The sequence below is a fragment of the Naumannella huperziae genome (assembly GCF_054073625.1).
Map to the genome: position 1 here is coordinate 295,700 of NZ_JBSXPH010000001.1, position 13,416 is coordinate 309,115.

At 69.2% G+C, this 13,416-nt stretch carries 15 protein-coding genes, 1 tRNA gene and 1 pseudogene; 8 read left to right on the forward strand and 9 right to left on the reverse strand.

Features of this window, described 5'->3' with window-relative positions:
• Positions 1-32: 32 nt before the first annotated feature.
• Both ACXDC7_RS01400 and ACXDC7_RS01405 read right to left on the reverse strand, forming a co-directional pair.
• Positions 33-797 carry an ABC transporter permease gene (locus ACXDC7_RS01400; protein ID WP_459220930.1) on the reverse strand — a complete coding sequence of 255 codons (765 nt, stop codon included), beginning with the start codon at positions 795-797 and terminating at the stop codon, positions 33-35.
• On the reverse strand, positions 794-1,792 hold the full coding sequence (locus ACXDC7_RS01405; protein ID WP_459220931.1) for an ATP-binding cassette domain-containing protein: 999 nt from the start codon (positions 1,790-1,792) through the stop codon (positions 794-796). The genes ACXDC7_RS01400 and ACXDC7_RS01405 overlap by 4 nt, the downstream gene beginning before the upstream one ends.
• A 61-nt stretch (positions 1,793-1,853) precedes the next feature.
• Here ACXDC7_RS01405 and ACXDC7_RS01410 point away from each other — a divergent pair, with 61 nt between their 5' ends.
• The 3 genes and pseudogenes from ACXDC7_RS01410 to ACXDC7_RS01420 all read left to right on the forward strand — a co-directional run bounded on the left by ACXDC7_RS01410 (position 1,854) and on the right by ACXDC7_RS01420 (position 3,244).
• Complete coding sequence (locus ACXDC7_RS01410; protein WP_459220932.1) at positions 1,854-2,813, forward strand: helix-turn-helix transcriptional regulator; 960 nt, start codon at positions 1,854-1,856, stop codon at positions 2,811-2,813.
• 48 nt (positions 2,814-2,861) lie between these two features.
• Positions 2,862-3,110 (forward strand): annotated as a pseudogene (locus ACXDC7_RS01415) (transposase); the annotation flags it as partial.
• On the forward strand, positions 3,107-3,244 hold the full coding sequence (locus ACXDC7_RS01420) for a hypothetical protein (protein WP_459220933.1): 138 nt from the start codon (positions 3,107-3,109) through the stop codon (positions 3,242-3,244). The pseudogene ACXDC7_RS01415 and the gene ACXDC7_RS01420, both read left to right, overlap by 4 nt.
• 220 nt (positions 3,245-3,464) lie before the next feature.
• On the opposite strand, the gene ACXDC7_RS01425 is transcribed toward ACXDC7_RS01420, so the two are convergent.
• Positions 3,465-4,340, reverse strand: a complete 876-nt coding sequence (locus ACXDC7_RS01425) for a siderophore-interacting protein (RefSeq protein ID WP_179445158.1) — start codon at positions 4,338-4,340, stop codon at positions 3,465-3,467.
• Between the two features lie 71 nt (positions 4,341-4,411).
• A complete protein-coding gene (locus ACXDC7_RS01430; protein ID WP_218843810.1) occupies positions 4,412-6,019 on the reverse strand; it encodes a helicase HerA-like domain-containing protein in 1,608 nt (535 codons plus the stop codon).
• Between the two features lie 139 nt (positions 6,020-6,158).
• Here ACXDC7_RS01430 and ACXDC7_RS01435 point away from each other — a divergent pair, with 139 nt between their 5' ends.
• Together ACXDC7_RS01435 and ACXDC7_RS01440 are read left to right on the forward strand one after the other, a co-directional pair.
• Positions 6,159-6,452, forward strand: a complete 294-nt coding sequence (locus ACXDC7_RS01435) for a type II toxin-antitoxin system VapB family antitoxin (protein WP_133755753.1) — start codon at positions 6,159-6,161, stop codon at positions 6,450-6,452.
• 2 nt (positions 6,453-6,454) lie between these two features.
• The gene (locus ACXDC7_RS01440; protein ID WP_459220934.1) at positions 6,455-7,009 is read left to right on the forward strand and encodes a LytR C-terminal domain-containing protein; all 555 of its coding nucleotides are present in this window, start codon (positions 6,455-6,457) and stop codon (positions 7,007-7,009) included.
• Between the two features lie 9 nt (positions 7,010-7,018).
• Here the strand turns inward: ACXDC7_RS01440 and ACXDC7_RS01445 are convergent, their stop codons facing one another.
• Entirely contained in the window at positions 7,019-8,548 is a 1,530-nt protein-coding gene (locus ACXDC7_RS01445; RefSeq protein ID WP_179446532.1) for a potassium/proton antiporter, read from the reverse strand.
• Positions 8,549-8,676: 128 nt separating this feature from the next.
• On the opposite strand from ACXDC7_RS01445, the gene ACXDC7_RS01450 reads away from it, so the two are divergent.
• From ACXDC7_RS01450 to ACXDC7_RS01460, 3 genes are all read left to right on the forward strand, one after another.
• Positions 8,677-8,764 (forward strand) — tRNA-Ser (locus ACXDC7_RS01450).
• Positions 8,765-9,088: 324 nt separating this feature from the next.
• Complete coding sequence (locus ACXDC7_RS01455) at positions 9,089-9,634, forward strand: CHAP domain-containing protein (RefSeq protein ID WP_459220935.1); 546 nt, start codon at positions 9,089-9,091, stop codon at positions 9,632-9,634.
• Between the two features lie 61 nt (positions 9,635-9,695).
• Positions 9,696-10,235: a hypothetical protein gene (locus ACXDC7_RS01460; RefSeq protein WP_179445154.1), complete on the forward strand. Its 540-nt coding sequence runs from the start codon at positions 9,696-9,698 to the stop codon at positions 10,233-10,235.
• Between the two features lie 54 nt (positions 10,236-10,289).
• Here ACXDC7_RS01460 and ACXDC7_RS01465 read toward each other — a convergent pair whose 3' ends face one another.
• Genes ACXDC7_RS01465 through ACXDC7_RS01480 form a run of 4 tightly spaced genes read right to left on the reverse strand, consistent with a single transcriptional unit; the run spans position 10,290 to position 13,385 of the window.
• The gene (locus tag ACXDC7_RS01465) at positions 10,290-11,315 is read right to left on the reverse strand and encodes a sulfate/molybdate ABC transporter ATP-binding protein (RefSeq protein ID WP_459220936.1); all 1,026 of its coding nucleotides are present in this window, start codon (positions 11,313-11,315) and stop codon (positions 10,290-10,292) included.
• A gap of 44 nt (positions 11,316-11,359) precedes the next feature.
• Positions 11,360-12,136: an ABC transporter permease gene (locus tag ACXDC7_RS01470; RefSeq protein WP_343045916.1), complete on the reverse strand. Its 777-nt coding sequence runs from the start codon at positions 12,134-12,136 to the stop codon at positions 11,360-11,362.
• A 56-nt stretch (positions 12,137-12,192) separates the two neighbouring features.
• Positions 12,193-12,975, reverse strand: a complete 783-nt coding sequence (gene modA / locus ACXDC7_RS01475; RefSeq protein ID WP_459220937.1) for a molybdate ABC transporter substrate-binding protein — start codon at positions 12,973-12,975, stop codon at positions 12,193-12,195.
• Positions 12,972-13,385: a TOBE domain-containing protein gene (locus tag ACXDC7_RS01480; RefSeq protein WP_459220938.1), complete on the reverse strand. Its 414-nt coding sequence runs from the start codon at positions 13,383-13,385 to the stop codon at positions 12,972-12,974. Before ACXDC7_RS01480 ends, modA begins: the two co-directional genes overlap by 4 nt.
• Between the last annotated feature and the right edge of the window lie 31 nt (positions 13,386-13,416).

Genomic DNA, 13,416 nt, shown 5'->3' on the forward strand with positions numbered 1-13,416 from the left:
CCTGTGGTTGAGGTTGGTGATCGAGGTTCGGGTTAGCGGCTGGTGCTGCGCAGCGCGCGGAGACCAGCGAAGATTCCGAGGCTGGCGGTGAGGAGGGCGGCGAGGAATCCCCAGCCGACGTTGCCGGTTGCTAGCTGGCCGGCGAACAAGTCGCGTTCGGCATTGACGACGTGGGTGAGGGGGTTGGCGGTGGAGAGAACACGCATCCATGCAGGTGCCCCGTCCAGCGGGAGGAGGATGCCGGAGAGGATCATGAGAGGGAAGAGCAGTGTCTGTTGCACGATCCAAAACATCCAGTCGTGTTTACGGGTGGCCAGGGCGAGGGTGTAGCTGAAAGCGCCGATACCCATTCCGATGATGCCCAGCAGGACCATGCCGAGGAGCAGACCGAGTGGGTTCGGGCGAAAACCGAAGAGCACAGTGGCGACGGTGATGACGACGGCCTGGATGACGATGGGGAAGAACTCCTTGAGCGACTTGCCCAGAAATAGCGCGGATCGGCTCAGGGGTGTGACAAGGATGCGCTCGAAGCTCCCGTCGATCATGTCGGCGTGCAGCCCCGACCCCGCCCCCGCGGTGCCGAACAGTGCGATCATGACCAGTATTCCGGGGACGAACCATGCCAGGGACGTGCCCGCTTCGGCGTGCACCAAGGGTCCGAACAGCAGGAGGAAGAAGATCGGCTGGACGAGCCCGAATATCAGGTAGAAGGGGTCAGTCAGAGCTGGCTTCAGCTCGCGTGCGGTCATCAGCACGCTGTCGTGGATGAGGCTTCGCTTGATAGGCGTTGTGGTCACTGAGACTCCTGGGCGGTCGTGGCGGCGTCGCGGAGGCTGCGGCCGGTGAGGATGAGGAAGACGTCGTCGAGGGTGGGCGCGTGGGCATGTGCGCTGGTGATCGAGATGCCCTGCTGGGATGCGTGGCCGATCAGTCCGGGCAGCGCGGACCGCGCATCCCGTACGCGGATGCGGATGCTGCTCGCCTCGGTGGTCACGTCGAGGGCGTCGGGGTGCCCCTCGAGCTGTGCCGCCAGGTTGCGGGCGGTGGATTCGCCGGTGGTCTCCAGGTTGACGTGGCTGCCGACATGGGTCTGCTTGAGTTCGCTGGCGGTGCCGTCGGCGAGGATGCGACCGTGGTCGACGATGAGGATGCGTTCGGCTATGGCATCGGCCTCGTCGAGGTAGTGCGTGGTGACCACGACGGTCATGCCGGTCTCGTCGCGGATCTGACGGATGTGATCCCACAGGTTTGCTCGGTTCTGCGGGTCGAGCCCGGTGGTGGGTTCGTCGAGGAACAGCAGGCTCGGGTGATGTAACAGCCCCATCGCGAGATCGAGACGGCGACGCTGACCGCCGGACATCTCCTGGGTCCGTCGCCGCTCCATCCCCTCCAGGCCGAACGTCTTGAACAACTCGGTCGCCCGACGGGCCGCGGTGGCCCGATCCGCGCCATAGATGCGCGCCTGGGAGATGACCTCGTCGCGGGCGCGCTGTGTGTGTCCTGCACTGTTGCCCTGACCGACGTAACCGATCAGCGACCGCACCTTGCGGGCCTCGCGGGTCACGTCCATGCCCGCCACGCACGCTGTGCCCGACGTGGGCGGCAGCAGGGTGGTGAGCATCTTCATCAGCGTGGTCTTGCCAGCCCCGTTGGGGCCGAGAATCGCGAGCGTCTGGCCGTGGGGCACGCGCATCGAGATGTCATCGACGGCGACCACGTCCTGCTTGTCCGGGCCCGGGTAGACCCGCCGCAGCGCGTCCACCTCGATCATGTCCTGTGTGTCGTGAACCATGACTCCAGCAAACCCGCCATTGTGGTCAGAATATGACCGGAAGGAATCGTAGGGTGATGACATGTCCACGATCAGCGCCCGCGTCCTGGAACTCCTGACGCTCCTGCAAAGCCGACGGCACTGGAGCGGCGAAGGACTCGCACGCCGCCTGGAGGTCAGCCCCCGCACCCTGCGCCGCGACGTCGAGAGCCTGCAAGACCTCGGCTACCCGATCACCACCACCCGCGGCATCGGAGGCGGCTACCAACTCGCCCCCGGCGGCTCCCTACCCCCACTGGTCCTCAACGAAGACGAAGCGGCCGCCGTCGTCATCGCACTGAAGGACGCCGCAACCGGAAGTCACCCGACAGAAGCGAGTGCCGCCGTCACTGCGCTCGCCAAGATCGTGCAGGTACTCCCCGCCAAGATCCGACGCCGGATCGACTCCCTGCAACGAGTGGCGACCCTGCCCGGTCCCTACGGCAGCCCCGCCGCGGTAGACACGACCGTGCTGACGACCTTCGCCCTAGCGGCCCGTGACCACGAAACGCTCACCTTCGACTACACCGACGCCAAGGGCGCATCGACGAGCAGGCGCATCCAGCCCCACCACGTCGTGTCCCTGGACCAGCGGCTCTACCTCATCGCCCATGACCTGGACCGGGCCGACTGGCGCATCTTCCGCATCGACCGCGCCAGCAACCCGCAACGAACCCGGCAAACCTTCACCCCGAAACCCCTGCCCGTGGAAGACCCGGCCGAGTATGTCCGTAGCCGGCTCTACGACGCATGGACGATCTACGAGGTCACCGCGACCGTGCAGGCATCCGCCGAAGATGTGCAGGAGAAGCTCGGTGGATGGGGTGAAGCGACGCCGATCAGTGAGAACGCCTGCGCTGTCCGGATCCCTACCAGCGACCTCGACTGGGCCACCTTCGCCCTCGCCGCACTCCACGCCCCATTCACCATCCACGGACCCGCAGAAGCGATCACCCATGCCGCAGAGTGGGGCAGTCGCCTGACCACGGCATCCAACACCTGATCGAGGGGCCACGCTGGCCGCGTCGAGATGAGCTCCGTGATCAACGCCCTCGCAAACGGCGTGCCCAAGGCGTTGGTCGAGCTGCGCAAGCTCGGTCGCACCTTGGGCAAGCGGGCCGAGGACGTCCTGGCCTACTTCGACCGACCCCGCACCAGCAACGGCCCCACCGAAGCCGTGAACGGCCGACTCGAGCACCTGCGCGGCTCCGCCCTCGGCTTCCGCAACCTCACCAACTACATCGCCCGAGCCCTCCTCGAGGCCGGTGGATTCAGGCCCCAACTACACCCTGGATTGTGAAGAGCCCCTATGCGGCGCTGAGCATCAGCGCCCAGCACGCCCTGGCCAAGAGCCAGTCCCAGCTCAGCCGCGAGGCGGCCCGTAGCTACGAGCGCCGCTCGGCACTGCGTCAGCGCCGCCGCCGCACCCGCTGAGCCGGTACGCCCGCGCGGCACGTCGGACACGACGCGTCGCGCGGGCGTACCCAGGTGATCATTCCGTCGTCGGCACCGTCCGCGGCTCCATGATCAGCCTGGCAAGCGCCTCACCCTGATCGATGCGAACACCGTCGCGCTGGACCTCAGCCCGAATCAGATCGATCCCGCGCCGATGATCAAGGTCATCATCGACGGTCCGCTGCGCGACTCCTGATCATCAACCGACCGCGACGACGCCGTCCTTCCAGTAGCCCATGAAGGACAACTGCTTGCGCGGCAGACCAAGTTCGTTGACGAGGCTGCGGCGCAGGCCCGTCACCCAGCCGGCCTCGCCGGCCAGCCAGGCGTACCGGTCCTCGTCGGCCGACGCCTCTTCCCAGATCAGCAGCCCGTCGCGCTCGCGGTCGGTCTCCTCGACACCCTCGCCCGGCACGCCGGAGGTACGCTGCCGCGCCCACTCGAGCACATGCGGGGTGGCGTCGTCGCCGACCCGCTCGCCGGTTCGGGCGACCCAGCGCACCTCGACGCCGTCCGGCGCCTCGACCGGCTGCGCGTCGTCGGCATGGGGCACCTCGATCACGGCCAGGCCGGTCGCCTCGGCCGGCAGCACCGACAAGATATTGCAGATCGCCGGCGCGGCGGTCTCGTCGCCGACGAGCAGCAGCTCACGCGCCCGCCCGGGCTGCCAGGCGACGCCCGAAGCGTCGTGGCCGGGCACCCGGGCGTCCGGCCCAACCAGTAACACCTGCTGACCCGGCGCGGCGGTCAGCGCGAAGCGCGACGCCGGCCCCGCGTCGCCGTGACAGGCGAAGTCGATGTCCACCTCGCCCGCCTCCGGGCGGACATCGCGCAGCGTGTAGGTGCGCATCGGTGGCCGACGCTCGTCCGGGAGCTCGCGCCACGCGGCGTACCAGTCGTCGGCGCCGGCCAGCGTCTCCGGATCGGTGCTGAAGATCAACTTCACTCGCTGGTCGAGCAGGGTGGCGCCGCAGAAAGCGAGCTCGGGGCCCGCCAGGGTCACCCGGACGAAGCTCGGGCTGATCCGCTGCGCGCGCAGCACCTCGGTGCGGAAGATCCGGTACGGCTTCGACATGGGCCTGCTTTCTCGCTGCGGGTGGGGCCGCAAGCGAGGTTAGGTGAGCCTAAGCAAAATGTCGAGTCGGGTCAGCGCCTCCGCGCATTACCGAAGATGCTGCGGAAGATCTCCCGCGCGGCGGTACGCCCGATCTGGCGGACCATCGTGTTCTTCGACAGCTGCTCCAACAGCCCCGGCTCCGCCTTCGTGTGGCGCTCGCGCGGCGGCTCCGGCGGCGCGTCCGGGCCGGGCGCCGGTGCCGGAGCAGCGGGCGGGGCCGCGGCCTGCGCGCCCGCGGTCAGCCGCGCGGCCAGCTTCTCCCGGGCGGACTCGCGATCGACGGCCTGGCCGTACTTCGCGAACTGCGGCGAACCCTGCACCGCGGCGCTCACGTCCTGCGCCGGCGCCGGCGCCATCAGCGACCGCGGCGCCAGCATCCGGGTCCACGCCACCGGGGTCGGCGCGCCGTCGGGGTCCATCACGGTGACCACGGCCTCGCCGATGCCGAGCGTCTGCAGCACCTCACCGAGGTCGTAGGAACTGGTCGGGAAGGTCGCGACCGTCTGCTTCAGCGCCTTCGCGTCGTTCGGCGTGTGCGCGCGCAACTGGTGCTGGACGCGCGAGCCGAGCTGGGCCAGCACGTCCTCGGGCACGTCCTTCGGCGTCTGGGTGACGAAGAACACGCCGACCCCCTTGGAGCGGATCAGGCGTACCGTCTGGCCGATCGCCTCCAGGAACGCCTTCGACGCATCCTTGAACAACAGGTGCGCCTCGTCGAAGAAGAACACCAGCTTCGGCTTGTCGGCGTCCCCGACCTCCGGCAGCGTCGCGAACAGGTCGGCCAGCAGCCACATCAGGAAGGTCGAGAACAGCGCGGGCCGGTTCTGCACATTCGGCAGCTCCAGCAGCGAGATCACGCCCAAGCCGTCGGGCCCGACCCGCAGCAGGTCCTCGGTGTCGAACTCCGGCTCGCCGAAGAACTCGTCGCCGCCCTGATCGGCGAGATTGGTCAGGCTGCGCAAGATCACGCCGACCGTGGCCTTGGACAGGCCACCGATGGAGCCGAGCTCGTCCTTGCCCTCGTCGCTGGTCAGGAAGGTCAGCACGGCCTGCAGGTCGGACAGGTCGAGCAGCGCGAGGCCGGCCCGGTCGGCATAGGAGAAGACCAGCCCCAGCGAGGACTCCTGGACCTCGTTCAGATCGAGCACCTTCGACAACAGCACGGGCCCGAAGCTGGAGACGGTGGCGCGCAACGGCGTGCCCGTGCCGTCCGTGCCGAGCGCATAGAACTCGACCGGGAAACCCGTCGGCTGCCAGTCCTGGCCGATCTTCGCGGCGCGCGCGGTCAGCTTGTCCGAGGGCTGACCCGGCGCCGAGATGCCCGACAGGTCGCCCTTGATGTCGGCCGCGAATACCGGTACGCCGGCCTCGGACAACTGCTCGGCGAGCACCTGAAGGGTCTTCGTCTTGCCGGTACCCGTGGCTCCGGCGACCAGCCCGTGCCGGTTCATCATGGCCAGCGGGATGCGTACCCGGGCGGCCGGGACCGGCTCGTCGGCCTCGACGAGCACGCCGAGGTCGATCGCGGGTTCGTCGAAGGTATAGCCCTCGGTGATCTGGGTGATGCGTTCGGCATCACCGGAGCGCTCCGGCGCCTTCTCGGTGGCCTCGGGTTGCTGGGCGGCAGGCTCGGTCATGGCCATAGGTTGGCACACTCCCCCGGCGGCCCAGCAGGCAATCTCCCCAGCAATCTCTTGGCAAAGCATCAGGCAATGGACGCCAAATCGTGACCTGGACCGCGCGGGACCGCTGGAGGCGTTGGCTACAGTGTCGGGCGTGATCTTCAAGCGCGTGGGCGACGGCAGGCCGTATCCGGACCACGGCTATGTCCAGAAGCAGTGGGCAGCGATCCCGCCGCATCAGGTACGCCTTGATCAGTTGGTCACCACCAAGCGCAATCTTGATCTCGAGGCACTGCTCGAGGAGGACTCGACGTTCTACGGCGACCTGTTCGCCCATGTCGTGTTCTGGCAGGGAGACCTCTACCTCGAAGACGGGCTGCACCGGGCGCTGCGGGCAGCCCTGCAGCAGCGCCAGACCATGCATGCGCGCGTCCTGGAGCTCAAGTAGCGGTGGACGAACCGACCTCGGACACCGCGATACGCGTACTGCGGGGCCTGAAGACCCCGCTGACCCTGCTCGCGCTGCTGGCGCTGCTGTTCGTCGGGTTCCGCGTCGGCTATGACTGGCTGACCGCGCCGCCGCCACCGCCGGAGGTCGAGCCGTGCGAACCGCAGCCGGTGACCGACGGTCAGTTGAAGGCCGAGCAGGTCACGGTGCGCGTGTTCAACGCGGGCGGGCGCCGCGGCCTGGCCGCCGAGGTGACCAAGGCACTGCAGGACAAGGGCTTCGTCGTGGCCAGCACCTCGAACTACGAGGGCGACGACGCCGGCCGGCCGGCCGGGACGATGATCGTCGGCGCCGCGCCCGACAATCCCGAGGTGCAGCTGGTGGCCGGATTCTTCCGTGATGCCGAGATCGTCGGCGACGGCCGGGCGGATCGCTCGGTCGAGATCCGGGTCGGCGAGAAGTACCCGGGATTCGTCGACGATGCCGCCAATCGGATCGACTACGCCGAGCCGCAGATCTGCCTGCCCCAGCTCATCCAGCCCGGTACCGCCAACTGAGGCGCACCGTCACGGCGTACCGTCTCCGCGGAGGGTACGCCGGGCGGCCCGCCGCCATCCGGCCAGCCGGCCGTGCCGGCTGACCAGCCGGAGCCGATTCTCCACCGCGCCCCGCAGGGCGGCCGGGCTGACGATCAGCAGCGTGTCTCCGGCCCGGATCACCTCGGCGGCGCCGGGAGCGAACATCGCGTCGCCGCGGATCACCAGCGAGATGGCCACATTGCGCGGCAGCCGCAGCTCGCCGACCTCCACTCCCGCGAGGCGCGAGTCGGGCGCGACCCGGAGTTGCAGCAGGTCGGCGGAGATCTCGTCCAGGCTGGAGACCTCGAGGTCCACCTCGTCGGGCTCGGTGTCGGCGAGGCCGAGCCGTCGGGCGAGCCAGGGCAGGGTCGGCGCCTGCAACAGGGTGAAGATGATCACGAAGACGAAGACCACGTCGAACAGCAACAGCGCATTGGGCACGCCCTCGACCAGCGGCACGGTGGCCAGGATGATCGGGACCGCGCCGCGCAGGCCGGCCCAGGACAAGAAGATGTCCTCGCGCCAACCGAGCCGGAACCAGATCGTGCAGACGAGGACGGACAGCGGGCGGGCCAGGAAGGTCAGCGCGGCGCCGGCGACCAGCGCGATCATGATCACGTGCGGGGTGATCCGAGCCGGACTGGCCAACAGCCCGAGCATCACGAACAGGCCGATCTGGGCGATCCAGCCGACCCCTTCCACGAACGAGCGGGTGGCCGTCCGGAAGGGCAGCCGCGCATTGCCGATCAGCACCGCCGCGGCGTACACGGCCGCGAAGCCGGAGGTGTGCAACACCGAGGCGACGCCGAACGCGAGGCAGGGCAGGGCGAGGGTCGCGATCGACTGCAGCCCCGAGGAGGGCAGGTTCACCCAGCGCAGCAGGCGTATCCCCAGCCAGCCGACCAGGCCCCCGCAGGCGACGCCGACGACCAGCTCGAAGACGCCGAGCGCGATGGTGCCGAGCACGCCGCCCGAGCTCTCGAGGGTGGCGCTGCCCGCGGCGATCAACGAGACCATGCTGACCACGAGCACGGTCGGCGCGTCGTTCAAGCCCGACTCGGCCTCGAGCACGGATCGCAGGCGTTGGGGCAGCGGGAGCCGACGCAGCACCGAGAAGACCGCCGCCGAGTCGGTCGGCGAACAGACGGCCCCGAGCAGCACCGCGATCCACCAGTCCAGGCCGAGGGCGAAGTGGGTGATCACGGCAACCACGGCGATGGAGACGACGATGCCCACGGTGGCGAGCAGCGCACCGATCCCGATGGCGCCACGGATCTCGGTCCATCGGGTGGTCAGACCGCCCTCGGCCAGGATCAGCACCAACGCGGTGAAGCCGATCACATTGGCGAGCTCGAAGTTGTCGAATCGGACACCGAGTCCGGAGTCGCCGATCGCGGCGCCGATCGCCAGGAAGATCAACAGCGACGGGAGGCCGAACCGCGAGCCGAACCGGGTGGCGAGGATGGCCACCACGACGACCAAGGACCCGGCGAGCACCGCAATCGACAGCTCGACCATCGCGCTCACCTCCCCACCTGGGCCACAGTCTCTCGCATCACCCCTGGGGCCCGCGGCCGATCCGCGCCGCTGCGCGCGGTGTGGTCGCGATTGGAAATCGCGGGTGAACTGCCGGTATCCTGACCGGCGGTGACGTGTCTGAGCGGCCGAAAGAGCTCGCCTCGAAAGCGAGTGTAGGGAGACCTACCGTGGGTTCAAATCCCACCGTCACCGCCAGCCGGGCCCCGCGATCGCGGGGCCCGTTTGCATGTCGGCCGCGCGAGCGCGCCGGGCGCCATGATCAACTGCGGCGGAGATGATCGCTCCATCTCACGATGTGGAACGTTTCGTAATCAGATCGAGATACGCGCTGATGCCGCCGGGACGCCGCCTGCCCATGATCATCATCGGCGATATCGGCGATGCGACCGGTCGGGCCATTGCACCCGGACCGCGAACTCCGATTACGTGGTGGGTGGATCGACCGGCAACCGCCACCGATCCGAAACGGAACAGACAAAGAGCCACATCAGAGTCCGAATTCAAGGAGTGAACCACCCCATGTTCCGGAAACTGACCATCGCGGCGATACCGCTGACCGCGGTCGGGCTGATGGCAGGCGCGCCGGGCGCTGCACCGGCGGATGCCGCACCCACCGATCCCGAGCGGCAAAAGATCGTCGAGACCGCAGAAAGTCAGGTCGGCACCGTCGCCGGCCCCGATGCGGACAAGTACTTCTACGGCGAGTGGGACTACCTCAACACCAGCGATGACGCGTGGTGCGCGGGCTTCACCTCCTGGGTCACCCAGGACCAGCTCGGTCTCCAGCCGCACAACGAGGTCGGGGTCGAGGCCTATGTCGACCTGGCCGAGGCCAACAACGGCCTGTCCCTGACCACCGAACCGAAGACCGGGGACTTCATCGTCTACGACTGGGACAAGAACGGCGTCTGGGACCACATCGGAATCGTGAAGTCCATCGGCGACGGCACGGTGACGACCATCGAGGGCAACACCTCCGGACCCAAGGCCGACTCGCAGGTCGCGGAAAAGCAGCGCGACACATCGGGCACCGACTTCACGCTCCAATACATCACCATCAATTGAGCACGACCCCCTTTCGACAATTTCAACAATCCGGAAACACAGAAACACAAGGAGAACTGAAATGACCACGCGTACCCACACCCCCGCCGTCCGCGGTCTTGCCGGCCTGGCCGTCGCCGCCGGCGCCACCTTCGGCCTGCTCGGTCCGCTCGCGGGCACCGCCGTCGCGGCCCCGAACGAGGGCACCCACGTGTCGGCGACCGACACCGCGTCCTGCGAGGTCCCGGCGAACGCCGATCCCGAGGTCCTGACGATCATCGAGCGCGAGCTCGACGAGCGCGATGCGTCGGCCAAGGTGCGCCTGTCGGCCTACGAGGCCGCCTGGGTCGAGTCCCACGCCAATAACCTCAACTGTGGCGACAGCGACTCGCTCGGCGTCTTCCAGCAGCGCCCGTCCGCCGGCTGGGGTACGCCCGAGCAGGTGACGAATGTCGAGTACGCCACCAATGCCTACCTCGACCAGGCGATCCCGAACGACGCGAACAACCCGGGCTACACCGCGGGCCAGCTTGCCCAGTCGGTCCAGCGCTCGGCGTACCCGGATCGCTATGACGAGGCCGAGGCCAAGGCCAAGGAGCTGCAGGCCCAAGCCCAGGGCTGACCGGCACCGCAACCAGACGCGAGGGCCCCGCGATCGCGCGGGGCCCTCGTCGTGTCATGCCGCGTAGATCTCGACCTCGCTGGCCTTGACCGACAACACGACCGGCCGGCCGGGCGCGAGCCCGAGCTCGGCCACGGCCGCCGCGGTCACGTCGGCGGCGAACCGATCGGTGTGTACGCGGATCCTCTCGCCCAGCGGCTCCAACTCCGTGATCATCGCCTCGAAGGCGTTGCGGGTGCTCACCCCAACGGGCCGATCCGTCGAGACCACCACCGCGCTGGGCGAGAACACCGCCACGGCCGCACCCGTGCCGAGGCGCTCCTCGTCGATCACGTGCCCGATGATCACCGTGTCGTCCGGAGCGCGTAGATGATCACCCGCGCGGACACCGGACAGCAGGTTCAGGCCGGCGAACCGCGCCCCGAACCGGCTGCGCGGTCGCGCCAGCACCTCCGCGGTCGGCCCGGACTCCGCGATCCGCCCGCCCTCCAACACCACCACCCGGTCGGCGAGCAGCAACGCGTCGAGCACGTCGTGGGTGACGATCACGACGGTACGCTCGGCCAGCACTCGCCGCAGCAACTGCCGAATCCCGACGGCGATGTCGACGTCCAGCGCGGACAGCGGCTCGTCCAACAGCAGTACCCGCGGCTCGGCCGCCAGGGCGCGCGCGATCGCCACCCGCTGCGCCTGCCCGCCGGACAGTGCCCCCGGTCGACGACCGGCGAACTCGACCGCGTCGACCTCGGACAGCCAGTGTCGCGCGCGGGCGGCGGCCTCGGTTCGCCCCGCGCCCGCACTGCGCGGCCCGAAGGCGACATTCTCGGCCACCGTGAGATGCGGGAACAGCAGCGCTGCCTGGGCGAGCAGGCCGACCTCGCGGCGATGGGGCGGCAGCCAGAGGCCCGTGTCGAGATCGAAGATCGCCCGGTCGCCGATCATGCCGCGGCCGTGATCGGGCCGCAGCCACCCCGCGATCACCGACAACAGCGTCGACTTGCCCGCCCCGTTCGGACCGAGCACGGCCAGACACTCGCCCGCGTCCACCTCGAGCTCGAGATCGAACCCGCGATCGGCCACTCCCGCGCGAAGCCGAAGGCCGGGCGGCGACGGCGTACCCGCACTCACCGACCCGCACCCCGGTCGTCCTGCCAGCCGCGGACCAGCCAGATCACGGCGACGGCCAGCACCACCAGCAGCAGTGACAGGGCCACCGCCGCGTCGGGGTCGGTCTCGCGTTGCAGGTAGATCTCCAGCGGCAGGGTCCGCGTCACCCCCTGCAGGCTGCCGGCGAAGGTGATCGTGGCCCCGAACTCGCCGAGCGAGCGCGCGAACGCCAGGATCGCCGCCGAGACCAGGCCGGGCAGCACCAGCGGCAGCGTGATCCGCCACAGCGTGGCGCTCGGCCCGGCGCCGAGCGACATCGCGACCCGCTCGTAGCGCTCACCGGAGCTGCGCAGCGTACCCTCCAGACTGACCACCAGATAGGGCATCGAGACGAACGCCTGGGCCAGCACCACGGCGGTGCTGGTGAAGGAGATGTTGATCCCGGCGATCTGCAGGTACGCCCCGAGCAGCCCGAGCCGGCCGTAGGTGTAGAGCAGGGCGATGCCGCCGACGACCGGCGGCAGGACGAGCGGCAGCAGCACCAGCGATCGCAGCAGGGACTGTCCGGGGAAGCTCGTTCGGGCGAGTACCACGGCGAGCGGTACGCCGAGCAGCACGCAGATGATCATGCTCGCCGCCGATGTCTGCACGCTCAGCAGCAGCGCGGCCCGCGATGATTCACTGGTGATCAGGGCGGGGAACCGCGCCCAGTCGACCTTGATCAGCATCGCCGCCAGCGGCAGCAACACGAAGCCGGCGCCGATCGCGGCCGGAGCCAGCAGCCAGCGCGGCACCCGGACCGCGTCGCCCCGGGACCGCCTCGACGCGCGCCGCCTCGCCACCGCCTCCGTCACGGCCGTGCGAAACCGGCGTCGGCCAGCACCCGCTGGCCGTCGGGGCCGGTGACGTGGGCAATGAACGCGTCGGCCAGGTCGGGCTGGCCGCTCGTGCCGACCCGGGCGATCGGATACACGTTCACGGCGGCGGAGGACTCGGGGAACTCCACACCGGCGACCCGGTCGGACGCCGCGCTGACATCGGTGCGGTAGACCAGCCCGGCGTCGGCCTCGCCGCTGGCGACCTTGTTCAGCACATCGGTGACCGATTGCTCCTCACTGACCGGTGCGATGTCGATGCCGGCGGCCTCCTCGACCGTAACCGACGCAGCGCCACACGGCACCTGCGGCGCGCAGAGCACGGTCACGATCTCCCGATCGGCCAGATCGGCCAATCCCTTGACCTGCAAGGGATTGCCGGGTGCGACCGCGATCTGGAGCGTGTTGCTCGCGAAGTCGACCGGCTCGGCGGCCGTGAGACCGGCGTCGGTCAGCTTGGTCATGTTCGCGGTGTTGGCGGAGGCGAACACATCCGCCGGCGCGCCCTGCTGGATCTGCTGGACCAGGTTGGCCGAACCGTCGAAGTTCAGCGCGACGGTGGTGCCGGGATTGGCCTGCTCGAAGTCGTCGGCGATCGTGGTGAAGGTGGTCTTCAACGAGGCGGCCGCGAACACGGTGAGGGTACGCCCGCCAGCCTCGCCGGTCGTGGGCTGCCCGGTGTTGCCGCCGCAGGCGGCCAGCGATGCGATTGCCCCCGCGACCAGCAGCGCCACCCCGCGTCGCGTCGCGATGATCATGACTTCTCCTCCGGCACCTCGATGACGACATTGGTCGACTTGATGCTCGCCGTGGCGACCACACCGGGTTCGAGCCCGAGCTCGTCCGCGGCCTCGCTGCTCATCAGGGAGACCACCCGGTAGGGCCCGCACTGCAGCTCGACCTGGGCCATCACGGTGTCGCGGGTGACCTTGGTGACCAGGCCGACGAAGCGGTTGCGCGCCGAACTGGTCAGCCCGACCGGTTCGGGTACGCCGGGCGCCCGCTCCCCGGCGAACCGGGCCAGCTCGCGACCGTCGATCACCTTGCGGTTGGCGCCGTCGGTGCCGGCCGACAGCGCGCCGGAGGCGACCCAGCGGCGTACGGTGTCGTCGCTGACGGCCAGCAGGCGCGCGACATCAGCGATCCGCAGTTGCGTCATGTCGAGCATGATTGCACACGATATGCGGGCCTGTGCCCCG